General features: G+C 40.2%; 17 protein-coding genes. 12 read left to right on the top strand and 5 right to left on the bottom strand.

What is annotated here, in order from left to right:
- The first annotated feature begins 25 nt into the window (after window positions 1-25).
- The 5 genes from I2F31_RS02990 (at window position 26) to I2F31_RS03010 (ending at window position 7,227) form a co-directional block, all read left to right on the top strand.
- Window positions 26-406 (top strand): cation efflux protein, CzcI-like, encoded by a 381-nt coding sequence (locus I2F31_RS02990; RefSeq protein WP_195767865.1) that lies wholly within the window; start codon window positions 26-28, stop codon window positions 404-406.
- A gap of 58 nt (window positions 407-464) precedes the next feature.
- Window positions 465-1,811, top strand: coding sequence for a TolC family protein (locus tag I2F31_RS02995; protein ID WP_195767864.1), 1,347 nt, complete (start codon window positions 465-467; stop codon window positions 1,809-1,811).
- A 2-nt stretch (window positions 1,812-1,813) separates the two neighbouring features.
- Complete coding sequence (locus I2F31_RS03000) at window positions 1,814-3,061, top strand: efflux RND transporter periplasmic adaptor subunit (protein ID WP_195767863.1); 1,248 nt, start codon at window positions 1,814-1,816, stop codon at window positions 3,059-3,061.
- Window positions 3,051-6,191 carry an efflux RND transporter permease subunit gene (locus I2F31_RS03005; protein ID WP_195773418.1) on the top strand — a complete coding sequence of 1,047 codons (3,141 nt, stop codon included), beginning with the start codon at window positions 3,051-3,053 and terminating at the stop codon, window positions 6,189-6,191. Before I2F31_RS03000 ends, I2F31_RS03005 begins: the two co-directional genes overlap by 11 nt.
- Before the next feature lie 286 nt (window positions 6,192-6,477).
- Complete coding sequence (locus I2F31_RS03010; RefSeq protein ID WP_195773419.1) at window positions 6,478-7,227, top strand: YebC/PmpR family DNA-binding transcriptional regulator; 750 nt, start codon at window positions 6,478-6,480, stop codon at window positions 7,225-7,227.
- Window positions 7,228-7,279: 52 nt separating this feature from the next.
- Here I2F31_RS03010 and I2F31_RS03015 read toward each other — a convergent pair whose 3' ends face one another.
- The 5 genes from I2F31_RS03015 to I2F31_RS03035 are packed head-to-tail and all read right to left on the bottom strand — an operon-like array spanning window position 7,280 to window position 14,838.
- Window positions 7,280-8,983, bottom strand: coding sequence for an ABC transporter ATP-binding protein (locus tag I2F31_RS03015; RefSeq protein WP_195773420.1), 1,704 nt, complete (start codon window positions 8,981-8,983; stop codon window positions 7,280-7,282).
- Between the two features lie 13 nt (window positions 8,984-8,996).
- On the bottom strand, window positions 8,997-10,076 hold the full coding sequence (locus tag I2F31_RS03020; RefSeq protein ID WP_195767859.1) for an ABC transporter permease: 1,080 nt from the start codon (window positions 10,074-10,076) through the stop codon (window positions 8,997-8,999).
- Window positions 10,077-10,091: 15 nt separating this feature from the next.
- A complete protein-coding gene (locus I2F31_RS03025) occupies window positions 10,092-11,030 on the bottom strand; it encodes an ABC transporter permease (protein WP_195767858.1) in 939 nt (312 codons plus the stop codon).
- A 27-nt stretch (window positions 11,031-11,057) separates the two neighbouring features.
- Entirely contained in the window at window positions 11,058-13,067 is a 2,010-nt protein-coding gene (locus I2F31_RS03030) for a M3 family metallopeptidase (protein WP_195767857.1), read from the bottom strand.
- A 19-nt stretch (window positions 13,068-13,086) separates the two neighbouring features.
- Entirely contained in the window at window positions 13,087-14,838 is a 1,752-nt protein-coding gene (locus tag I2F31_RS03035; protein ID WP_228285044.1) for an ABC transporter substrate-binding protein, read from the bottom strand.
- Window positions 14,839-15,429: 591 nt separating this feature from the next.
- On the opposite strand from I2F31_RS03035, the gene I2F31_RS03040 reads away from it, so the two are divergent.
- From I2F31_RS03040 to uvrB, 7 genes are all read left to right on the top strand, one after another.
- On the top strand, window positions 15,430-18,069 hold the full coding sequence (locus tag I2F31_RS03040) for a TonB-dependent receptor (protein WP_213014787.1): 2,640 nt from the start codon (window positions 15,430-15,432) through the stop codon (window positions 18,067-18,069).
- A 94-nt stretch (window positions 18,070-18,163) separates the two neighbouring features.
- Window positions 18,164-18,886 carry an energy transducer TonB gene (locus I2F31_RS03045; protein WP_195773421.1) on the top strand — a complete coding sequence of 241 codons (723 nt, stop codon included), beginning with the start codon at window positions 18,164-18,166 and terminating at the stop codon, window positions 18,884-18,886.
- A 38-nt stretch (window positions 18,887-18,924) separates the two neighbouring features.
- Window positions 18,925-19,824, top strand: a complete 900-nt coding sequence (locus I2F31_RS03050; RefSeq protein ID WP_195767854.1) for a MotA/TolQ/ExbB proton channel family protein — start codon at window positions 18,925-18,927, stop codon at window positions 19,822-19,824.
- Window positions 19,825-19,828: 4 nt separating this feature from the next.
- A complete protein-coding gene (locus I2F31_RS03055) occupies window positions 19,829-20,254 on the top strand; it encodes an ExbD/TolR family protein (RefSeq protein WP_195767853.1) in 426 nt (141 codons plus the stop codon).
- 22 nt (window positions 20,255-20,276) lie between these two features.
- Window positions 20,277-20,696, top strand: a complete 420-nt coding sequence (locus I2F31_RS03060) for an ExbD/TolR family protein (RefSeq protein ID WP_195767852.1) — start codon at window positions 20,277-20,279, stop codon at window positions 20,694-20,696.
- A 131-nt stretch (window positions 20,697-20,827) separates the two neighbouring features.
- On the top strand, window positions 20,828-22,651 hold the full coding sequence (locus tag I2F31_RS03065) for an ABC transporter ATP-binding protein (RefSeq protein WP_195773464.1): 1,824 nt from the start codon (window positions 20,828-20,830) through the stop codon (window positions 22,649-22,651).
- 176 nt (window positions 22,652-22,827) lie between these two features.
- Window positions 22,828-24,843 (top strand): excinuclease ABC subunit UvrB, encoded by a 2,016-nt coding sequence (gene uvrB / locus I2F31_RS03070; RefSeq protein WP_195768148.1) that lies wholly within the window; start codon window positions 22,828-22,830, stop codon window positions 24,841-24,843.
- Window positions 24,844-24,846: the final 3 nt, after the last annotated feature.

Below are 24,846 nucleotides of genomic sequence, written 5' to 3' on the forward strand. Positions count from 1 at the left end.
AATATTATTTTAGATGGTTACTGCTGTGAAAGCGAAAGCGGTATTTTTTACGTTGCTTAGTTGTGTATTGCTACTCCAAAGTGTTTGGAATGTGGCCGCAGCTTGGTGCGTACATGAAAATACGCAAACGGTTACAGTTGAACGTACGCACTTTGGGCATCATGTGGTCACAGAGCGACATAACAGTTTACATACGCAATTAGAGCAAGTTGTGGCTTCTGAAAAACATGACCACAGTGATCATTTACCGTCGTTAAATCCAATCATGCTGTCACAGCTACAGCATGACCTTGCAAGAACACCATACAAGTCTATTGTGACTGTGCAAAAAACAGATTGGAAAAATCTGTATCAATCGCCTGATTTAGCCTTTAATTCACCTCCTCCAATACTTGCCCCGCTATAAGGTGGGGTAGCCAAAAAATCGCCCACCGTCATAAATTTTATTTTATACGGGGCATTTTATGTTCAATTCTATATGTAAACAGCATTGCCGTGCCGTTTTGCCAGTGTGTATACGGGTGAGTCTTGCTTGTGTATTTATTTCGGTATCAACAGTCTCACAGGCCAACTTAAGCTTAGATGAGATCAATGAAAAAGTAACCGCATATCAGCAAACACAAAAAGTATGGCAACAGCAACATGACATCTTAAAGTTAGAACGGCAGCATCAACTGAGTTGGCAAAATCCAACCCTAAGCGTGCAACAAACAGGTCTAAAAAACAGCCAAGACCAAGAGCTAGAAGTGGCCATCTCCCAGCCGATTGATGTGTTTTCGGTACGCCGTAAAGCAGCGGACCTTGTGAATTTACAAACAGAACAATTGGCACTGTTAGAAAAAAGTACGCAACAGCAGCAGGCTTTGGCTTTAGAGTATTTTTGGGTGCAATTACAGCTGTTAAGCCAAGAAGTTGAATTGTTAAAGCAACAATTAAACATGAGTCAAGCCAACTTAGATGCAACCAAACAGCGTTTTAAGGCAGGCTCAATTGCTCAGCTTGAAGTGGAGCGTGTAGATGTGCAACATCTCGACTTACAAGCCACATATGCACAGCAAGTGCAAGCATTACAAGTCATGAAACGTCAGCTTTCACATACGTGGGGAGAGAACACGACAGCGTATGAGTTGTCTGCTTTAAAACCATTAACCAAGACATCATTATATGAAAATCAGTCATATGATGAAAAAAGTAATGTTAATGTCAGTTTAATGCAATTACAAAGTCGTCAATATGAAGCACAACGTGCGTATTTAAAAGCACAAGCCAAGCCGATGCCAACTGTAAATGTGGGCGTGGTGTATCGGCAAGATGCGGAATCTAAGCTCAAAGAGCAACAGTTACGTGTTGGTTTGGAATTGCCACTGGCAATTTTTCAACGGCAACAATATCGCCAACAGATTGAAAACATAAAAATGCAGGGCGTGGCTCAAGCACAGTCACGTGATGTGCAAACGAGGGATTTAAACCGCAGTGCGATTGATGCCGAATATGACATGATTTATACGCAGTATGAGCAAATCATGCAGCAACAAATGCCACTGGTTACCTCCATTAAAGAAAAAACGTTACTTGGCTTTATGGCGGGTAAATATAGTGTCACAGATGTACAACTTGCCACCTCTGCATTAAAGCAGTGTCAGTTACATGCATTACAACTCAAGAAGCAGTTGTGGGGTAAGTACTTGCAACAAAAAGCAGTATTACTCGGCATTTCTTTTGAGCAGATATCTAATTTAAATGCAGTGACTGATTTAAATCAAATGGTTTGGCGTAATCGCAGTAATTTGCCTGTGGTGGGTGGAGAGTGAATATGAATACACAAAAAAAACGTATGGAATGGTTGTGGGTTTTAATTGTTGTGATCGTGACGATCTGTATTGCAATTGGACTATTTTTTAAGTCAGACACCCATGCTCATGATGATGAAGAAAAAGGTCATGCGCATGCTGAAAAAGACAGTAAAACAGCCGATGAAGAGCATGACCATAAAGAAGGCGAGGCTGAGCATGCGGAAGAGGCTGAAGAAAGTATTCATATGACATTGGCACAAGCCACAGCCCAAGGTGTTCAATTTGTACCGCTTGAGCAAGGTCAAATCAATGCAGCACAGCGTTATCCTGCCAAAGTGGTGAGTAATTTAGATCAACAAGCGCATTTGTCTTCAGGTTATGCAGGTCGTGTAGAACAGGTGGATGTGGCTTTAGGCCAGCGTGTGAAAAAAGGTCAAATTCTTGCCACCATTTATGCACCAGAGTTAATTGAGCAACAAGCCAATTTAGATATTGCAGTACAAAATTTGGCTTTAGCAAAACAAGACTATTTACGTGAGAAAACCTTATTTGATCAGGGAATATCTGCAAGGCAAGACTATTTACGGGCAAATAATGCATTTAAACGCGCTGAAATTGAAGTACAAGCGTTACAAAGTAAGTTTAAGGCATTGGGTTTACGTGCACATGCGCAAGGGCGTTACGCCATTACTTCACCGATAGAGGGTGTGGTGTCTAAAAAAGACCTTGTGGTGGGTGAGTATGTGCAAATGTCAGATCAGTTACTCACCATTGATCAAACAGGCCGCTTGTGGCTTGAGTTTGTTTTACCTAGTCAAGTGGCTGTACGTACACAGCAAAAGATTAATTTTCAGTTGTTACAGTCAGATCAAACCTATCAAGCAGTGATTAAAAATATATTGCCTGAAGCAGATGCAACCACAGGTCAGTTAAAAGTACAGGCAGAAATTTTAGATCAATCTGTGACATTAAAGCCGAATGTTATGGCCAATGTATGGTTGGCAAGTCAGACTGAAACCGTGGTTGTTCCTCGCATTGCACAATCTGCTGTACAGCAAGTAGAAGGTGAAACAGTTGTATTTGTGGTACAAGAACAAGCAGGCGAATTGGCATTTAAACCGCAAGTGGTCGAGTTGGGGCTTCGCTCGAGCGATGAAAAGTGGGTAGAGGTGAAGTCTGGTTTAACACCAAACCAACGTTATGTGACACAAGGTAGCTTTGTGTTGAAATCTGAATTGGAAAAATCAGAGGCTGACCATGCACACTAAAATAGATCATGATTTACCACAGCTTCAAGGGTGGTTTGACCGTATCATTCAAGCTGCTATTAAAAATGCATTATGGGTGGTGTTATTTACTTTTCTTTGGATAGTCGTTGGAATTTTTAGTTACCAAAAGCTGTCTATTGATGCTGTACCAGACATAACCAATGTGCAGGTACAAATTAATAGTGCAGCCAAAGGCTTTACCGCACTCGAAACAGAGCAACGCATTACTTATCCGATAGAAACAGCCATGTCGGGCTTGCCAAATTTGCAACAAACACGTTCGGTGTCACGCTATGGTTTGTCGCAAGTGACGGTGGTTTTTAAAGATGGCACAGATATTTATTGGGCAAGGCAATTAATTAACGAGCGACTACAGCAAGTCCGTGCCGAAATGCCCAAAGCGGTTGAGCCAGAAATGTCGCCAATTTCTACAGGGTTAGGTGAGATTTATCAGTGGGTAATACGTGCTGAGCCTAATGCAAAAAAAGCAGATGGCCAAGCCTATACACCACTTGACCTAAGAGAAATTCAAGATTGGATTGTACGTCCACAGTTGCAACGTGTTGCAGGCGTGGCAGAGGTGAACAGTATTGGTGGCTATAATAAAACCTATATTGTTTCACCAAATCTACAGCGTTTACAGCAACTCAATATCTCTTTAGATACGTTGTTGCAAGCGCTTGAAGTGAGTAATGAAAACCGTGGTGCGGGTTTTATTGAACAAAATGGGCAACAACTGACAGTACGTGTGCCAAACACTTTAAACCGTTTATCTGATATTGAGCAGATTTTGGTGGAACAAAAACAAGGTACAGCCATTCGTGTTGCAGATGTGGCAAGTGTTGCTATAGGCCATGATTTACGTACAGGGGGGGCAACCTATAACGGCCAAGAAACCGTACTGGGTATTGCAATGATGATGATGGGGGAAAACAGCCGCACGGTTGCCCAAAAAGTACATCAAAAAGTTCAAGAGATTCAAAATACCTTACCTGAAGGGATAGTGATTGATACGGTCTATGATCGAACCAGTTTAGTCGATAAAGCCATTAAAACGGTGGCGAAAAATCTGATTGAAGGTGCAATTTTAGTCATTGCTATTTTATTCATTTTTTTAGGAAATTTACGTGCTGCACTCATTACAGCTTGTGTGATTCCACTGTCTATGTTATTTACCTTAACAGGTATGGCAGAGCAAAAAATCAGTGCCAATTTAATGAGCTTAGGTGCGTTAGATTTTGGCATTATTGTGGATGGTGCGGTGGTGATTGTTGAGAACTGTATACGCCGTTTAGCCACAGCACAGCATCAAAAAGGTCGTTTGCTCACCAAGTCAGAACGCTTTACCGAAGTATTTTTAGCGGCCCAACAAGCCCGTAGACCACTGATCTTTGGTCAGCTCATTATTATGGTGGTGTATATTCCAATTTTTGCACTTACGGGTGTAGAAGCAAAACTCTTTCACCCAATGGCGATGACTGTGGTATTGGCGTTGGTTGCCGCCATGATTTTATCGGTGACTTTTGTTCCTGCTATGGTTGCACTGTGTGTGACAGGGCGTGTGCAAGAAAAAGAAAGCCGTTGGATGCAAGGTGTAAAAAACAAATATGCACGTTGTTTAGATGTCTGTTATGGCTATAAACGCGTGGTATTGGCCAGCGTGATTGCCATTTTATGTATTACGGGCATGCTATTTGCAAAAATGGGCAGTGAGTTTACTCCGAAGCTGAGCGAGGGGGACTTTGCGATACAGTTTATGCGTTCGCCTAGTACAGGTATTGAACAGTCTTTACTCATGCAAGAGAAAGTAGAGCAACACTTACTTAAAGACTTTCCTGAAATTCAAGCCATTTTTGCCCGTACAGGTACGGCAGAAGTAGCCACAGATGTCATGCCACCAAATATTTCAGACAGCATTGTGCTACTTAAACCACGCAAAGCATGGCCCAACCCTCAAGAAAGCATTGCTGAATTGCGTGAACGTATGATGGCCAATGTTAATCAAATTGCAGGCAATGCCAACGAGTTTTCACAACCGATTGAACTTCGCTTTAATGAGCTGATTTCAGGCATTCGTAGTGATATTGGGGTGAAGATTTTTGGTGATGACTTAGAGGTATTGGCACAAGAAGCACAAAAAATTGAAAAGCAACTGAAAAGTATCGCTGGTGCAAGTGAAGTCAAAGTGGAGCAAACTCAAGGCTTACCGATGCTCAATGTTGAAGTAGATCAGCAACGTGCTGCACAATATGGCGTGTCAGTGAAACACATTCAAGACCTTGTGGCTTTAAGTGTGGGTGGGCAGTCTGTCGGGCAAATTCTACAAGGTGACCGCCGCTTTGACTTTGTTGTACGTTTAAACCCAAGCATGCAAAGCCCAGAACAACTGCAGAACCTGCCGATCTCATTGCCAAATGGGGGAATGATTGCTTTAAAAGATGTAGCTGTTGTAAAAGAGGTACTGGCGGCCAGTCAAATTAGCCGTGAACAAGGTAAACGCCGTATTGTGGTCACAGCCAATGTACGTGATCGTGATTTAGGCTCGTTTGTGGAAGAGGTACAAACAAAGCTGGCTACAGTTAAACTACCTGCGGGATATTGGTTGGGCTATGGTGGGCAATTTGAAAATTTACAATCTGCCACACAGCGTATGCAAATCGTTGTACCTATTGCTTTGGTTCTCATTTTTGCACTGTTAATGGCAGTATTTGGGCGTATACAAGAAAGTATATTGGTGTTTATGGGTGTGCCTTTTGCCCTATCTGGTGGTGTAATTGCGTTATGGCTTAGAGAGATTCCGTTGTCTATGTCGGCAGGGGTAGGGTTTATTGCATTGTCGGGTGTTGCAGTACTCAATGGCTTGGTGATGCTGAGCTTTATTAAAGAACTACGCCAAACACACGATATTGTCTATGCCACATGGCAAGGGGCAATTTTACGCTTACGCCCAGTACTGATGACGGCGTGTGTGGCTTCGTTTGGTTTTATTCCAATGGCGATTGCAACAGGTACAGGAGCAGAGGTACAGCAACCCTTAGCCACGGTTGTGATTGGTGGGATTATTTCTTCTACATTGCTTACACTGATTGTACTGCCTGTAGTGTATCGTTGGTTAAATCAATCAAAATAGCCTAAGTAATCTATTGCTTATCAGAAGTTTATATTAAAGCCATGAAATAAAAACCATATTGAATAAATATAGGACGTTACTTCCATGGCTTTATTAAACCTGCATATTTTTATGCTAAAATGTCTTTTAGCTCAGGGTTTTATTTTTGATTTAAGCGATATATTGGTATTAAAAATGGTCTTTACGATATAAAAGTTGTAAAGGCCATTTTTTTAAAATTGTGCCTTATGTTAGAATTGCCCGTCTTTTGATATGGCATACGTCCAATCTTTTAGGAGCATTTTGCATGGCAGGTCATTCTAAGTGGGCCAATATTAAGCATCGTAAAGCAAAACAAGATGCAAGTCGTGGTAAAGTTTTTACCAAATATATTCGTGAATTAGTCACAGCATCAAAGCTTGGTGGGCCTGATCCACAAGCGAACCCGCGTTTACGTGCCGTGGTTGAAAAAGCATTGTCTGTAAACATGACACGTGACACCATTAACCGTGCGATTGCTCGTGGTGCTGGTGGTGAAGAAAACGATGATTTAAAAGAAGTGACTTACGAAGGTTACGGTGTTGGTGGTGTGGCTGTATTGGTTGAAACCATGACGGATAACTTAAACCGTACTGTACCTGATGTACGTCATTGCTTTACTAAGACCAATGGTAATTTAGGTACATCGGGTTCGGTGGCCTATTTATTTACCAAACGTGGTGAAATTTCTTTTGAAGATGTATCTTTAGAAGATCAAATTATGGAAGCAGTGCTAGAAGCGGGTGCTGAAGACATTGAAGTCGCTGAAGATGGTATTTTAGTGATTACAACACCAGAAAGTTTTGGTGATGTACAAGATGCTCTTGCGGCAGCAGGGTTGAAATCAGACAATGCTGAAGTGGTCATGAGCCCATCAACAAAAGCTGAAATTACTGATGTCGATCAGGCAAAAATGATCTTAAAAATGATTGATATGTTTGAAGATCTAGATGATGTGCAAAACGTCTATACCAATGTAGAGATCCCAGATCATATTTTAGAGCAACTTGATGCTTAAAGTGATTGGATTTTAATAAAAAAGGTGGGCTAGCCCACCTTTTTTATGTGCCTTAAATGCCTTTAGGAATGGCACTGAGTAGCTTTTTGGTATATTCGTGCTGAGGGTTGCGATAAAGGTCATCTGAATTGGCAATTTCTACAATATCGCCGTGGTTCATGACCATCACTTGGTCTGAAATGTATTTTACAACAGCTAAGTCGTGTGAAATAAAGATATAACTGAGCTGAAACTCATCTTGTAGCTCTTGTAGTAAATTCAGTACTTGGGCTTGTACTGACACATCAAGTGCAGAAACAGATTCATCACAAATAATAATTTCAGGTTTTAGTGTTAAACAACGTGCAATAGCAATACGTTGACGCTGACCACCAGAAAACTCATGTGGATATCTATTATATGCACTTTCAGGTAAGCTAACGCGTTTGAGTAACTCAAGTGCAACTTGTTTTCGCTCTGCGTCATCTTTGCCAATGCCATGTACCTGCATCGGCTCAATTAAGATTTGCCCAATGGTAAAGCGTGGGTTGAGAGATGCATATGGGTTCTGAAAGATGATCTGTATTTTTCTTTGGTATGCTTCAAACTCATGGTCAGACATCGCTAAAATGTCTTTACCATCAATTAAAATCTCGCCACCACTGGCTTCATGCAAACGCATCAGTAATAAACCAATTGTGGTTTTACCAGAGCCTGATTCACCCACTAAACCTAAAGTTTTACCTTTGGCGAGTTTAAAAGAAGCATCTTTAACAGCAACGAACTCTTCTTTTTTAAACAGCCCTTTACGTGAAGTAAATACTTTTCTTAAAGATTTTGCTTCAAGTACAATATCTTCATTGCCTTGTATGCCACGTTGTCTTTGTTTGACAGTTTGAGCTAAATGTTCAGCAGTAGATGTAATTTTTTCGCCGTCTTGGTTCATGTAGTCAGAGGTGATAGGCAGAAAATAGGGGCGAGTATCTAATTGTGGGCGACAGTTGAGTAGTGCTTGGGTGTAAATATCTTTTGGTTGCTCTAAAACTTGCTTAGCTTCACCTTGTTCTCGAATCACACCATAACGCATGACCACAACTTTATCTGCAATTTCACCAACCAATGACAAATCATGGGTGATAAATAGCATAGACATTTGTCTACGCTGACGAATGCTTTCAAGTAACTCAATAATTTGCTTTTGTATGGTAACATCTAAAGCCGTGGTCGGTTCATCTGCAATAAGTAATTTAGGTTCACATGCAATCGCCATAGCAATCATGACACGTTGTTGTTGACCACCAGAGAGTTCACTTGGATAGGCATTATATTTACTTTCAGGTGAAGGTAAGCCCACTTCTGTAAATAAATCAATAACTTTGTTTTTTATCTCACTTTTTGAAAGTGTGGTGTGTATTTTCAAAATCTCAGCCACTTGAGAGCCAACACTAAATACAGGGTTTAGCGAAGACATAGGCTCTTGGAAAATCATGGCAATATCTTTACCACATAATTTTCTGAGTGCTTTAGGTGAGTATTCTAAAAGATTTTTACCTTCAAAAACAATTTTGCTGTGCGTATCAATTTTAGTTTGCTGAGGTGGTAATAATCCCATGGTTGCCAAAGAGGTCACAGACTTACCACTTCCAGATTCACCCACTAACGCAACAGTTTGGTTAGGCTGAATGTCAAAAGAAATGCCTTTGATGGCCTCGGTATAGCCATCATCAGATTTAAAATAAACGTGTAGGTTTTCAATAGATAGCAATGGTCTAGTCATTTTCGAGGTGCCCTTATTTTAACTTTGGATCTAATGCATCACGTAGAGCATCGGTAAAGAGTGAAAATGCAGTGACTAAAATGGCCATTGCTGTTGTTGCTGCAACCAATTGCCACCATTTGCCAAGTAAAAACTCACTTTGTGCTTCACTGAGCATACTACCCCAAGAGGCTGTTCCAACAGGGACGCCAAAACCTAAGAAGCTTAAAATAACTTCTGACTTAATAAATCCAACCACTAAAATAGACATTTGAACCAATGCAATATGGCTCACATTAGGGAAAATATGTACAAACATACGGCGGAAGTGACTTACACCAATGGCTTTGGCTGCCAAAACATATTCACGATGGGTATGTTTCATATATTCAGCACGGATTAAACGGTATGTGCCTGTCCAACCTGTCAGTGCTAAAATGATAATAATCGACATTAAGCCTTGTTTTTGTAACACGGCGGCAATCGCTAAAATGAGTAGCATGTATGGAATAGACGTAAAGACGTTGTAAAACCAGTTCATGATATCATCAATCCAGCCACCAAAATAACCAGATACTGCACCAAGAATTGTACCTAAAATCACTGAAAATAAAGCTGCAATAATACCAACCAAAATTGAGGTTTCTGAGCCTTTAATAGTTTTACTAATAATATCAACCCCCCAACGGTCTGCACCAAATGCGAGTGTAGATGCAAGTTGGGTTTTATCATCAATGGGGTGAGCTTGTACGGTTTTGCGAATCTCTTGCATGTCTTGAGCAAGCGGATCTTCTATGCCATAGCTAGGTACATTGGCTTTACTGAGTAGGGTATCTTGAACAGGTAGTGCATTGCTTGTCTCTGGGGTTTTTACAAAGTAGCTGACAAAAGTAGGTGGTGCATAGCTTACAGCCACTTCCTTGTCCCAGTTTTTAGCAATAATTCCTGTCATAGATAAAATAAGCATGACGAAATAAGCCAATACAACCGCAAAAGAAATCATGGCTGTTTTGTCTTTTTTAAGTCGTTTCCAAGCCAAAGCCCATAAGCTATTCGATGGTGAAGATGCTTGAGCCGTGCTTGTATCTTTTAGGGAAGGATTTGATGTAGACATAATTAATTCACCGACCTATTTTAGTTTCAAGCGAGGATCAATGGCTTTGTAGATAACATCTGCCAATAGGTTAAAAAGCATGGTAAGTGCAGCCACGTAAATGGTAATGGCTTTAATCACAGGAAAGTCACTACGTTCGACGGCTAAAATCACTTCACGTCCAATGCCTGGAATACCAAAGAAACGTTCAATTAAAAATGCCCCAATCAGCAAAGCAGGTAGTCCTGCCATGACATCTGTCACAATGGGAATAGATGCATTACGCAATACATGTACAAATAAAATTCGGGGTTCGCTGACACCTTTTGCACGAGCAGTACGAATATAGTCTTGACCTACTTCGTCAAGTATAAAGCTACGGTATAGTCTGAGCGTGGGTGCAATACTCACAGCAAGCATAATTAAAATAGGCAATGGTGAGTAATGTAGCAGGTTACTCCAAAAGTTATTGCCCCAACCTTGTACGGGAAATAGGTTCAGTTTATAGGCTAAAAAGTATTGAAATAGAATGATATACACTAAAATACTAATAGACATTGCTACAGTACATGCAGCCATGAATGAGCGGTCAATCCATGTGCCACGTACCAAAGAAATACCTAGCGCTAAAATGATAGATATAACGGTTTGGAAAATGAGCAATGGAATAAGTAAAGTCAAACTTGGCCCCATACGAGATGTAATCACTTGGCTGACAGTTTCGCCAGTACTCCAACTCAGGCCGTAATCGAAAGTAATGACTTGTTTGATAAATATCCATAATTGCACATAATAGGGCTGGTTTACGCCAAGTTGTGTGCGAATATTTTCAATTTGGTCGGCATTTGCCATTTTCCCTGCAAGAATATATGCAGGGTCACCACCGACCCAACTAAATAAGAAAAAAACAAGTACGATCACGCCTAACATGGTCGGAACCATTTGCCAAAGCCGTCGAATAATGTACGCCAACATATTTCAATCTCCTGTGTAGTACATAAGTTACTTTAAGCGTTGTCCGCCAATCTCTTGATAAAAAGCAGTGTTGTTGGTTGGGCGTTTTAAAAAGTCTTGAATGAGTGCAGTTGCAGGTTTTTGACTACCCTGAGAAAGAATCGTCTGGCGGTAGCGTTGACCGACTTTGCTGTCCATTAGGTTGCCTTTATATGCAGAGAGCATATCTAGCGCAATCACTTGTGACCACATATAGCCATAATAGCCTGCACCATAGCCACTGACTAAATGACCAAATTGCCCAGGGAACTCTGTGCCTTCCATATAACCTAATGGTGTTTGTGCTTCCATATTTTTCCAGACCGTCATCGGGTCTTTTTGTAGTGCATCGGCTGCATGTATGCTCATGTCATATTGTGCATACAGCGTCTGACGAGCATATTGTATGCTTAAGCCATAGTTTTTGGCAGCAGTTAATCGCGTCACTAATGCTTGATCTACAGTTGGGCAAGCAGGTGAGCAGTAGTGAGAAAGTTGGCTGAGTGGTTGTAAGTTTTGAGCCCACTCTTCATACATTTGTGAGGGTGCCTCAACAAAGTCACGCTCAACACTTGTACCTGATTGACCAACATAACGTGTTTTAGACAAAATGTTATGCATGGCATGCCCAAACTCGTGTACGAAGGTTTCAAGTTCATCTGCATTGAGCCCTTTACGGTTAAAGTTCGTCACTAAAACAGCAATAGGGGTACGTTTGGCGAGTGTGCTTGAGCCATAAATTGGCCATACTGCAGCATGGCCATATTTGCCGTCACGTGGGAATGGGTCTATATACAGCCCACCTAAAAACTGGTTGGTTTTTGCATCGAATACGTTGAAATAACGGACTTCTTTTTGCCATACAGGCACTTGAGCTTGTTCAAAACGTATACCATAAAGGTGTGAAGTGATTGCAAGTAGCCATGCCTGTGATGCCTCGGTTGGGAAATATTGGCGAAGTTGTTCTTGGTCTACTTGATAATTGGCTTTGCGGTATTTTTCACCCCAATAACTGGTACTCCACGGTTGCATTTTTGCATCGCTCAGTGGAATGTTAAGTGTTTTTGCTTTAAATGCTTGAAGTTGATCAAGCGTTTGTTGTTGAAGTGGTGTAACAAAGTTTTTGACATCAGCTAAAAATTGATTGACTGTTTTTGCGTCTTTAGCCATACGGTTTTTAGTCGCCCAATCTGCATAGCTTGGGTAACCAAAAATTTGTGCCATTTGGTAGCGTAAATCCATAATATTTTTTAATATTTTTAGATTTTTTTCTGTACCACGGCGGGTAAATTCATAATAGTATTGTTGTCTTGCTTGGTCATCATCTGCCAATTGCATAAACGGATAGTATTCAGGGTATTCAAAACCGAGTAGGTAATGCCCTGTGGCATTTTTTTGTAAATTAGCAATATAGCTTGCAGGTAACCCTTTAAGCTGATCTGCTGTAAATTCAAGTTTGGTTTTATTTTCTCTGACGTTACGATCGAAGTCTTGGCTTAGTTGCGTGAGTTGTTCGAGTATGCTTTTAAGTTGCACTTTTTTTTCAGCACTTAAGCCAACACCAGTGTCTTCAAAGCTTTCTAAATTATCTTGTTTGAACTTTGCATCAATCGCATCGCGTGGCGTGCTTTGTTTAAACTTCTGATAAATAATTTCATTTTGATACAAGTCAGTGGTAAATTTTGTATATTCGACAATACAGTCTTCAGCATGTTGGCGCAGTGTTGCATCTGGTGAAACTTGACTGAGTATCTCTACAGGACCCATAAAGTCTTGCTGTTGGGCATTGAATTTGTCCCACATGGCAAACCATGAGGCATTACTTTTGCCTTGCTCTAGCTGTTTCACATCGTTTTGGTAAAGTTCTATACGCTGTTTACAACCTGTTGTCACGTCTTGCACAGTGAGCAAAGGAATAGTTGGGTAGTGGGTACTCGGTTTTGCATGTATGGCTGTTGCAGTAAGGGCAATGCTCACTGCAAGTGTTAAATGCTGTGGTAGAGATGGTATTTTTTTCATCTGTGATTTATCTCGCCTGCTAATTTTTTGATTTTGTAATGTCTACGTACATCCATGGTGTACTTAGCATAGGGTGGCTTTTATAACCTTGAATATAAGGTTGAATGACTGTGTTTTCGTATGGTGTGCTAATTGGCATGATAGCAGCATTAACATCAAGTATACGTGCCATTTTTAAATACAATTCTTGGCGTTCTGGCCCTGCAGGCATGGCTTTAGACTGAGCATATAATTTGTCTAACTCTGGAATAGAAGTACATCCAAAGTTAGATGCATAGGTATTTGGCCCATAGAAAAGTTGCAAGAAGTTGTCGCCATCAGGGTAGTCGGCAACCCAACCTTGTATGCCCATTTGTAAGGCACATTGTTTTTGTGCTTTTAAGTAGTCGGGGAATTGCATGGCTTTATTGACAAAGCGTATGTGAATGGCTTTTAAGCTACGTTGCCAAAAGTCACTGACGGCTGAATTACCACTCGTAGCAGTCGTATAAGTGATTGTTAATGGTTTGCCATTAGGAAGTGTTCGGTAGCCATCTGCACCGACTTTATAGTTGTATTTGTCGAGCAATAAATTGGCTGCTCGTACTGAATAGGGTGTGGCAGATTGATAATTTGGGTCATAACCAACAATATTCGGTGGAATAGGTGAACTTAGAGGAATGCCTACACCGTTATTAAGTACATTAAGGTATTTCTCTTTAGAAAATGACATCATAATCGCTTTACGCAAGGCAATTTTATCTTTAGTGAGACCACCGACAACAGGGTCTTTCATATTCCAAAATGCGTAAGAAGCAATAAGGTCTGGCATGCTTGACAAGGTCATACCTGCTTGTTTGTATTCAGGTTTAAGCTCACCATGTTCAATCACATCACCGACCATGTTGGCGGGTAGGCTAATCCAATCGAGTTGTTTTTGTTTAAATGCAAGCCATTGTGACTGTGCTTCACCAATAATTTGGATATCTACTACACCGACTTGAGGCATTTTTTTACCCGTCATTTCGGCAATGATTTTTCGGTCATTAAAGTCTTTAGACTTAAAGTTCCAAGTGTAGCCTCTATAGTCTGGGTTGGCTTTTAAAATAATACGAGAACCGCGTACCCATTTACTCAGTAGGTAAGGGCCTGTACCTACAGGGTTTGCCATTGCATAACCAATATCATTTTTATATTTTTCAATGGCTTCTTTAGCTACAGCTGCTGTTGGGCCGTGTGCCAAGATCATAGGTAAGTTATAGTCTTTTTCTTTTAAACGTAAAATAAGGGTATAGCGATCTGGTGTTTCAATGCCAGGAAAGTTGCTGTTGTAATCAAAATGACCTGTTTTTTTAGCTTGGTTCACTAATGTTTCACTACCCACAAGTTTGCCTTCAACAAGCCAGCTATTTGGAGAATGCAGTTGAGGGTCAAGCAAACGCTTTAAACTATAAGCATAGTCATATGAGGTGAGCTCTCTTTTTTTACCATTAAATACAGGGTCATTACTAAAGTAAATACCGGGTTTTATTTTAATGGTATAGGTGAGGCCATCTGCACTAATTTGTGGTAAATCTACCGCAGTGAGTGGAATGAGCTTTAATGGTCTTGCTAAATAATCATATGTATAGAGGGTTTCAAAAATTGAAGCATCGACATAACTAGAGTAGGTATCATTGGTGGCTACAGGATCAAAACCAGTTTCAGCACCTGAAAAATAAGTATGAATGACCTTATTAGGGTCTGCTGCATAACTGTGTAGTGGGATGGCATTTAAACAAGCAACCAACATATAGGCTAACCCATGTTTTTTTGTACGAGTGAATGCGTTCTGCTTTTTGGGGTTTAGCCAGTTAAGAGTTAAATTCAATTTAGGTTTCATTAAAAACACGCTCGTAAATTAGGGGGTTGCCATTACTGTATCGCTTTAAGTATGTTAGCTTTATTTTAGTGCAACTTTTTTGATGGTTGCACTAAAATAAAACATACTGAAATTGATATTAAATGTCGTTTAAATCTCACAATATGTGCTAAATGCGAATAAAATATGTAGATAATGTGAATTAGATGGATAATTGATCTAAATGGTTATCGGCATTAATTTCGCGAGATACACTGTGAATCATCTAGTGGATAGTTATATGCGAACATTGTGCCAAATTTTCATTAAAATGAAATATAATTAATTTTTATATGTTTATTAGCATCTTATGGTGTTGTTATTAGTCCTTGGTATTAAATAATAAAAAAATATAAATTTATTAAATCAAAATATTTATATTTTTTTTCAAGAAGTGGCATGCTCATTGCAGTTATATTACAAAGTATCGAAATTGTTAACGAATACTCCATATTTTATACCTGATTTAAAAAGAGGGCGACCATGAAGCAGAATCGACTTACCCGTTCTATTCGATCAGTTTTAACCGGTACGGTTGGAATTGGTTTTACGTTAACAAGTGTGATGAGCCATGCGGCTGATACACCACCAACTGCTAAAGTTGAAAGAATCACCGTGACTGGTTCTTCAATTAAAGGTGTTGCTTCACAAAGTGCATCACCAATTTCTATTGTGAGAACAGAAGATTTAGCCAAGCAAGGGGTTACTACAGCAGAAGAAGCTTTAGCGACAGTGTCAGCCAACCAATCTTCTTTTGTATCTGCAAGTAATGTTGGACGTAGTGGTACAGCAGGTTCTGTGGCTGATTTACGTGGTTTAGGACCGAATAAGACATTGGTACTGCTGAATGGTCGCCGTTTAGCCAACACCCCATTTGATACATCTACAGTAGATTTAAATACTATACCATTGGCACTGATTGACCGTATTGAAGTACTTAAAGATGGTGCTTCGGCAATTTATGGTACAGATGCCATTGGTGGGGTAATTAACTTTATTACTAAGAAGCAATACCAAGGTGCAGGTGTAACTGTTGAGGGTGCAGCACCACAAAAAAGTGGTGGAGATAGCCAAAACTATAGTTTCTTTGGTGGCTATGGTTCATTAGAAGACCAAGGCTTTAACGTATATGGCGCAGCCAGTTATGCGAAAAAAGATAGCGTAATGGCGAGTGAACGTGAGGCCTCACGCCGTGGTGGTATTTTACCAGAGCTTGGTCTGAACCGTACCAGCGGTAGTACATTCCCTGCCAATATTCCAGGCATTGGTAACCCTTACGCAAGTTCAGGCTGTGGTGATACTACGAAGAATACAGTATCTGGTAAAAATTGTCGTTATAACAGTCAAGCAGATATTGGCATTGTACCAGAAGAAGAAAGCTTTTCTTTCTTGGGTAAAGGTACACTTAAACTAACAGATAATTTAAATGCGATTGCTGAATATGTGCATTCTGAAAACAGAATGACCACAACGGTTGCACCAGATGTTTTAGCGGGTGGTGGTAGTGATTACTATATTCCAAGCACAAGTCCATATTACCCAGGTAATGGTATTACCCCTGCAATTGCTGGAGTAAATGGTCAAGCTTTGTCACTTAATATTCGTTCACAAGCGGGCAATCGTGTAAGTGAAACCACACAAAAAGCTGACCGTGTTTTATTGGGCCTAGATGGTAGTATTTCAGACTGGGATATTAACACCGGAATTAGCTATGCAAAAAGTCAAGGTGAAGACTCGTTGTACAGTGGTTATATAGATAACCAAAAAGTACGTGATAACCTAGCGAATGGTACATTAAACCCATTTGGTGCCAGTGCAAATGCCAATATCTGGAACAGCATGAGCATCAGTGGTTTGTCACAAAGTGCACAGCTTGAAACCACGAATTTTGACTTTACTGCAAGTCGTGCCATCTTTACTTTACCAGCTGGTGATGTTGGTTTTGCAGTTGGTGGTGGTTTACGCCGTGACGAATGGTCACAAACGCAAAATGCTGCTGTAAACAGTTTGGTTGCTAGTACAGGTGTTGATTCAACACAAGCACCAAGTACAGGTACACGTAATTTGAAGGCTTTATTTACTGAGTTTCAAGTACCTATCTTTAAAAGTTTAAGTGCACAATTGGCTGCACGTTACGATGACTACAGTGATTTTGGTGGTACATTTAACCCGAAAGTGGCTTTACGTTGGGAACCTGTTAAACAGTTTATGATGCGTGGTAGTTTTTCTACTGGTTTCCGTGCGCCAAGTTTGAATGAAATGCACAGTGCAAACTATAAAACATATACCCAAGCATCTTGGAGTGACCCTGTGTTATGCCCAGGTGGTACACCAACTGTTAATGGCAATGCAGTACGTGACTGTAATACACAGTTTTATACAAAAACAGGTGGTAATGCAAGTCTAGAGGCAGAAAAGTCTAAAACATTTACGGTTGGTTTTGTATATGAACCAATTAAAAATGTAGTGTTATCTGCAGATTACTTTAATATTGAAGTTAAAAACCAAATTGGATCACCTACAGAAAGTGCAATCTTTGGAGATCCTGTGAAATATGCGGCAAACTATGTGCGTAAAGCAGATGGTTCTTTAGATTATATTGATGAGCGTCTACAAAATATGGGTGGGACGAAAACCTCAGGTATCGACTTAGGTGTTCAATGGCGTAGCCCAATGAGCCAGTATGGTCGTTTAACTGTAGGTGTTGATGGTACGTACATTAATAGCTATAAATTCCAAACTGAAAAGAATGGCGAGTGGTATAGTGCAGTTGGTCAATATAATTCAAACTTTGGATCAGTCATCACGCGTTGGAAGCATAATGTCAACCTAAACTGGAACTACGACGCTTGGAGTTTAAATCTACAACAGACCTTCTTTAAAGGTTACTTAGATCAGAATGTGAGTAATCAAAACCATAAAGTATCTAATTACACATTGTATAACCTTTCTGGTTCATATACTGGCTTTAAAAACGTAGGTATTACTTTAGGTATTAAAAACGTGCTAAATGCACAGCCACCGAAGTCTAATGTTGTTGATAACTTCCAAATGGGCTATGACGCACGTTATAGTGACGTGATGGGCCGTACGTACTTTGGTCGTGTAACGTATAAATTTTAATTGGTAAAACTCTCAAGTTTATCCAACGATTAATTGTGAACTTGGCAGCCAATATATTTTATATTTGGCTGCTTGCAATATAGGTGCAACTATTATGAATTTTTCACAGGACGGTAAAGCGCGTTCTACAAAGCGATTCATAGGAATAGGAATAGTTGTTTTACTTCACGGCGTACTGATTTATGCATTGGTCACAGGTCTTGACAAGCCAATTACTAAACCAGTAGAGCCGCCCGTTGAAATGCAAATTATTCAACCCGTAAAGCCACCACCACCGCCTAAACCGATTATACAGCCGAAAGAAGAACCGAAACCTGTTAAGGAAAAAGTTGTTCCGAAGCCTGACCCGAAACCAACCCCTAAACCTGTACCACCAAAGCCAGCACCATTTGTGCCAAAACCACAAGTTGCGCCGCCAGTACAGGCAGATGCACCGAAGGTCACTACACAAAGTGAAGAAAAAGCACCACCGAGTCCACCTGTGAAAGAGGTGACAGCAACGCCTGCACCACCAGCACCTGAAAAACCAAAAGGTGAAACAAAAGGTGTGTCAGGAAGTGCTTCGGCAAGTTGTCCAACACCGCAGTACCCTCAAGAAGCACTTGCAAATGAAGAGCAAGGCACTGTGAAGTTAGAGCTTGATGTTGGAGCAGATGGACACGTTGCGAATGCAAAAGTTGCAAAATCATCGGGGTCTAGAAACTTAGACAAAGCAACTGTAAGTGCATATAAGAAATGTGTGTTTGCACCTGCAATGAAAGATGGTGCTGCTGTTGCTGGATCAATTAGCTTGGAATATACCTTTAAACTTGATTAAGTTTATACATTACAGATAAATAGATTTGGAAGACGAACATGGAAAAAGCATCTTTATTGAAAAAAGTCGCAAAAGCTTCTGCAATGGTTGCATTGTGTAGCGCAAGTTTTGTTTCTACGTATAGCATGGCTGAAGAAAAGCCAGTTGCATCACAAGTGGTGACAGAGCAAAAAGCACCTGCGACAGCATCTTCAGCACAACCAACGCCACCTGCACCTGTTGTAACTTCAGAGAAAGTAGACAACCCATATGGTTTGGGTGCAGTATGGCGTGAAGGTGACTTTGTAGCTCGTGGTACTTTAATTATTATGTTGCTCATGTCTGCAGGTACATGGTACATCATTGTGACCAAGTTCCTTGAACAACAACAAGTGAAAAAGCAAGGTCAAGTTGCTCGTCAAAAGTTTTGGAATGCCAGTACAATTGAGCAAGGTGCTAAAACACTAGATCAAAAAAGTGCATATCGTTTTATTGCTGAAAAAGCACACTCATCTACACAAAGTCATGGTAGCCATATGCTAGACAGAATTGACTTCAATACTTGGGTAACCATGACGATTCAGCGCGCTGTAGAGAAAGTACAAAGTCGTTTAGCAGGTGGTTTGGCATTTTTAGCAACAGTGGGTTCAACCTCTCCATTTATTGGTTTGTTTGGTACGGTATGGGGTATTTACCATGCATTAACAGCGATTGGCGTGTCTGGTCAAGCGTCTATTGACAAAGTTGCGGGCCCTGTGGGTGAAGCTTTGATCATGACAGCGATTGGTCTTGCAGTTGCTGTACCTGCGGTACTTGGCTATAACTGGTTAATTCGCCGTAATAAAGCAATTTTAGAAGAAGTTCGTTCATTTGGTGCAGATGTGCATGCTGTTGCACTGAGTGGCAACATGGTGTCTGGTGATGAGCCAGCGCAGGCAAAAGCGAAAACTGTGGAGTAAAACTATGGGAATGAACGTTGGTTCTGAGGGTGATGATGATGACGTAATTGGCGTCATCAACACCACGCCATTGGTCGACGTCATGCTAGTACTGCTCATTATTTTCTTAATCACAGTACCAGTAGTGACGCATACAATTCCTGTGAAATTGCCAGAAGAGGTTGACCAGAAGTATGCAGCAAAAGCGGATAATATTACGCTTGCAGTAAATAAAGAAGGTCAGGTTTTTTGGAATGAACAGTACGTACCAAATCAAGAAACACTGTTGAGTAAGCTGAAAGAAAATTCGGTAAAACGACCACAACCAGAAGTACACATTCGTGGTGATCAACAGACACACTTTGAGTCAATTGGCAAAGTTATTGAAACTGTGCAACAAGCTGGCATCATAAAAATATCATTTGTTACTCAACCACCTGCACGTGGTTAGGGTGAATTGAAAGGAGAATGTTATGGGAATGACGCCGAGCCCAAGTAGCTCAGATGATGATGGTGATGTAATGTTAGAAGTTAACATGACACCATTAATTGATGTCATGTTGGTTTTGATCATTATGTTCATTATCACGATTCCAATTCCAAATAATGCAATTAACATTAATATGCCTGCACCATCGCCACCAACGAATGAGAAACCACCAGAGGTTGTTACAATTAACATTAAGCCAAATGGTGATATCTTATGGAATGGTGAGCGTGTTGCGGACAAAACTGCATTAGAAGCAAGATTGACTGCTGTTTCTAAACAGACTGAACAAGACCAAGTGCATATTAAGCCAGAAGCACAAGCTTCTTACAAAGATGTAGCATTGGTTATGGCTGCTGCACAGCGACTAGGTGTGAAAAATATGGGTATTATGAATGGTGAGTAAATCATGAACCAATGATCATATTTTAAAGCCCCTGTCATAGGGGCTTTTTTTCATACAGTGATGCTACGTTTGTATAGTACTTTTTATAATATAAAATTTTGATAAAACTAGGAAAAATAATGAAAAGTAAGTTGCTAGACTGGTTGGAATCACGGGTTAACCCGTACCCCGACCAATATAAAGACACACCATTGCCTGAAAAGTTTTTTGCATTTTTATGGGAGTGTACTGATGGAGTCAGAAAATACCTGCTGATAGCTGTAGTATTAACTGCAATCACCTCAGCGTTAGAGGCGTATTTATTTAATGCCATGGGCGATATTATTAATTGGATTAATGCCAGTACACCTGCTCATTTTTTAAAAGATTATAAAGTGCAGCTGATTCAATTGGTCATGTTGTTATTGCTCAATGTTGCTGTTGTTTCTGTATTGTCTATGGTGAAACATCAAATTGTAATGCCACTGTTTCCGATGCGATTACGCTGGCGCTTTTATAATATATTTTTACAACAAAGTTTGGATTTTTTTAGCAGTGAATTTTCAGGAAAGCTGACTTCAAAAGTATTACAAACTGCACAGGCAGTCAGAGATTTTTTCCTTATTATCATTGATGTGATTATTAATATCTCAGTGTACTTCTTGTCGATTAGTATTTTACTCGCGGCAACATCACCACAGTTACTCGTACCGTTATTTATTTGGCTTGCTATTTTTATTGTTGCGATTTTTTACTTTGTACCTAAACTGAGTAAAGCCGCAAATAATAGTGCAAATTCACGCTCACTCATTACAGGTCAGATCACCGATACCTATACAAATATTCAAACAGTCAAACTCTTTGCACATACACAGCAAGAGCTTGATTATAGTAAAGCATCGATGAACAGTTTTCTGAATGCAATTTTAAGAGTGTTTCGACTCACCACAGGGTTTGAAACATGTTTAAAACTTATGAGTGCAGTGCTCTTTATTGGTGTACTTGGTACAGCCATCTATTTATGGCAACACGGCCAAATTGGTGTGGGTGTGATTGCAGCTGCAACAGCCATGATTTTAAAACTCAGTAGTTTAAGTGAGTTTATTATGTGGCAATTGGCAGGGCTGTTTGAAAATGTAGGTACAATCCAAGATGGTAAAAAGACCTTAAGTAAACCTGTGATGATTACAGACGTTGATGATGCCAAGCCACTTGAACTCAAACGTGGTGAGATTAAATTTGATGATGTGGTCTTTGCATATCATAAAAAAGAAGTGTTTAACGGCTTGAGTTTTACCATTAAAGCGGGTGAGAAAATTGGTGTGGTTGGCCGTTCAGGTGCGGGTAAATCGACACTTATTCAGTTACTATTGCGTTTTTACGATGTAAAAAGTGGTGCAATTAAAATTGATGGTCAAGATATTTCTAAAGTTCAACAAGAAAGCCTTCGACACTATATTGCCTTAGTTACTCAAGATACCTCATTGTTGCACCGTTCTATTCAAGACAACATTAAATACGGTCGCTTAGATGCCTCTGAGCAAGATATTCAAAAGGTGCTAAAACAAGCACATATTGAGGATTTCTTACCATTTTTAATTGATAGTAAAGGTCGAGTTGGTTTGGAGGCTGAAGTAGGTGAGCGAGGTGTGAAGCTGTCTGGTGGTCAACGTCAACGTATTGCGATTGCACGTGTTTTACTAAAAAATGCTCCGATTTTAATTTTAGATGAAGCAACCAGTGCTTTAGACTCAGATGCAGAAAGCATCATTCAACAAAACCTAACTGAGCTTATGCAAGATAAAACCGTGATTGCCATAGCACACAGACTTTCTACCATTGCACAAATGGATCGAATTATTGTGTTAGACCATGGTGATATTATTGAACAAGGGTCACATGCCGAACTTCTTGAACACAACGGCGTATATGCCAATTTGTGGAAAAAACAAACAGGTGGCTTCTTGGTTGAGTAAGCTTGTTCGTTACTGTTCTTAAAATAAAAGCCTTCGCATATATTTAAATGCGAGGGCTTTTTTTGTGTCATTTCGGGTGTTGTCTTGTAATAAACAAATAGGCACTTTATGCTTGATTCGTAGAGGTATAAGCCCAATATACACCCACCATAGCTAACACAATAACTTGAGAGAATATTTTGAGCGAGCAACCGTTTGATCTTGTAACAGACTATCAACCTGCAGGTGACCAACCAGAAGCGATTAAAAAAATTGTCTCGGGTATTGAGCGTGGTCTAAAAAATCAGTTACTTCTGGGTGTTACAGGTTCAGGTAAAACCTATACCATGGCCAATGTGATTGCTCAAACGCAACGTCCGACCATTATCATGGCACATAATAAAACCCTTGCTGCGCAGTTGTATGGTGAGTTTAAATCTTTTTTTCCACATAATGCTGTAGAGTATTTTGTCAGTTACTATGACTATTATCAGCCTGAGGCATATGTACCGTCATCAGATACCTTTATTGAAAAAGACTCCGCCATAAATGACCATATAGACCAAATGCGTTTGTCTGCAACCCGTGCATTACTAGAGCGAAAAGATGCCATTATTGTGGCATCTGTTTCTGCAATTTATGGTTTGGGTGACCCTGAAGCATATATGCAAATGCTATTGCATGTGGTGGAAGGCGATAGAGTGAACCGAGATGAAATTATTCGCCGTTTGGTTGAAATGCAGTATATGCGTAATGAGTTAGAGTTCTTACGTGGTACATACCGCATACGTGGTGAAATTATTGATATTTTCCCCGCAGAATCAGACCAACATGCTGTACGTATAGAATTGTTTGATGGTGAGGTTGATTCAATCCGTTGGTTTGACCCAATAAATGGCAAAATGGTACGTAAAGTGTCACGTGTGACCATTTACCCTAAAAGCCATTACGTTACCCCGAAAGACAATTTACATCGTGCCATTGAAACCATAAAAGAAGAACTGCGTGAACAAATTGCACACTTTACTGCCGAAAATAAACTGCTAGAAGCACAGCGTATAGAGCAACGTACACGCTATGACTTAGAAATGTTACAACAGCTTGGCTATTCTAATGGCATTGAAAACTATTCTCGGCATTTGTCTGGTCGTAGAGCAGGTGAAGCACCACCAACACTGTTTGATTATATTCCAGAAGATGCCTTACTGATTATTGATGAGTCACATGTAAGTGTCCCGCAAATTGGTGCAATGTATAAAGGTGACCGCTCTCGTAAAGAAAACTTGGTCAATTATGGTTTTCGTTTACCGAGTGCTTTAGATAACCGCCCTATGAAATTTGAAGAGTGGGAAAGAATTGTTCCTACGACCTTATTTGTCAGTGCAACGCCTGCTAAGTATGAGTTGGAAAAAGCAGAGCAAATTGCAGAGCAGGTGGTACGTCCAACAGGCTTGGTTGACCCTGAAATTGAAATTCGTCCTGTACTGACTCAAGTCGATGATGTTTTATCTGAAATTAATATACGCCGTGAAAATAATGAGCGAGTACTCATTACGACATTAACCAAGCGTATGGCTGAAGATCTCACGTCGTATTTAAAAGAATACTCCATCAAGGTGGCTTATTTACATTCAGATATAGATACGGTAGAGCGTGTGAAAATCATTCATGATCTACGTAGTGGTATTTATGATGTATTGGTTGGGATTAATTTGCTTCGAGAAGGTTTAGACATGCCCGAAGTGTCGTTGGTTGCCATACTCGATGCAGACAAAGAAGGCTTTTTACGTTCGGAACGCTCACTCATACAAACCATTGGTCGTGCAGCACGTAATGTCAAAGGTAAAGCCATTTTATATGCAGACCGTATTACAGATTCAATGCAAAAAGCCATAGATGAAACCGAACGCCGTAGAGAAAAACAAATGGCATTTAACTTTGAGCATGGCATTACACCACGAAGCACCATTAGACAGGTGGTGAAAGAGCTAGATGCAGGGGAAGATATTACAGATGATGGCACTGATGTTGTAACGGAAAGTGATATTTTAAGTGCAGATGAACAATATATGCTGGCCAATCCCAAAGTTTTGGCCAAGCATTTGGCCAAACTTGAAAAAGACATGCTGAAAGCGTCTAAAGAACTACAGTTTGAAAATGCGGCGCGGTTACGAGATGAAATTTCACGTTTAAAATCGCATGCATTGCAGTAGTAT

Source organism: Acinetobacter rathckeae, assembly GCF_015627125.1.
Taxonomy (GTDB): domain Bacteria; phylum Pseudomonadota; class Gammaproteobacteria; order Pseudomonadales; family Moraxellaceae; genus Acinetobacter; species Acinetobacter rathckeae.

Coding starts and splice junctions, on each gene's coding strand:
- I2F31_RS03030 (WP_195767857.1), bottom strand. CDS start 13,067: ATGAAAAAAATACCATCTCTACCACAGCATTTAACACTTGCAGTGAGC.
- I2F31_RS03025 (WP_195767858.1), bottom strand. CDS start 11,030: ATGTTGGCGTACATTATTCGACGGCTTTGGCAAATGGTTCCGACCATG.
- I2F31_RS03005 (WP_195773418.1), top strand. CDS start 3,051: ATGCACACTAAAATAGATCATGATTTACCACAGCTTCAAGGGTGGTTT.
- I2F31_RS02995 (WP_195767864.1), top strand. CDS start 465: ATGTTCAATTCTATATGTAAACAGCATTGCCGTGCCGTTTTGCCAGTG.
- I2F31_RS03010 (WP_195773419.1), top strand. CDS start 6,478: ATGGCAGGTCATTCTAAGTGGGCCAATATTAAGCATCGTAAAGCAAAA.
- I2F31_RS03060 (WP_195767852.1), top strand. CDS start 20,277: ATGGGAATGACGCCGAGCCCAAGTAGCTCAGATGATGATGGTGATGTA.
- I2F31_RS03015 (WP_195773420.1), bottom strand. CDS start 8,983: ATGACTAGACCATTGCTATCTATTGAAAACCTACACGTTTATTTTAAA.
- I2F31_RS03055 (WP_195767853.1), top strand. CDS start 19,829: ATGGGAATGAACGTTGGTTCTGAGGGTGATGATGATGACGTAATTGGC.
- I2F31_RS03000 (WP_195767863.1), top strand. CDS start 1,814: ATGAATACACAAAAAAAACGTATGGAATGGTTGTGGGTTTTAATTGTT.
- I2F31_RS03050 (WP_195767854.1), top strand. CDS start 18,925: ATGGAAAAAGCATCTTTATTGAAAAAAGTCGCAAAAGCTTCTGCAATG.
- I2F31_RS03035 (WP_228285044.1), bottom strand. CDS start 14,838: ATGTTGGTTGCTTGTTTAAATGCCATCCCACTACACAGTTATGCAGCA.
- I2F31_RS03040 (WP_213014787.1), top strand. CDS start 15,430: ATGAAGCAGAATCGACTTACCCGTTCTATTCGATCAGTTTTAACCGGT.
- I2F31_RS03045 (WP_195773421.1), top strand. CDS start 18,164: ATGAATTTTTCACAGGACGGTAAAGCGCGTTCTACAAAGCGATTCATA.
- I2F31_RS03020 (WP_195767859.1), bottom strand. CDS start 10,076: ATGTCTACATCAAATCCTTCCCTAAAAGATACAAGCACGGCTCAAGCA.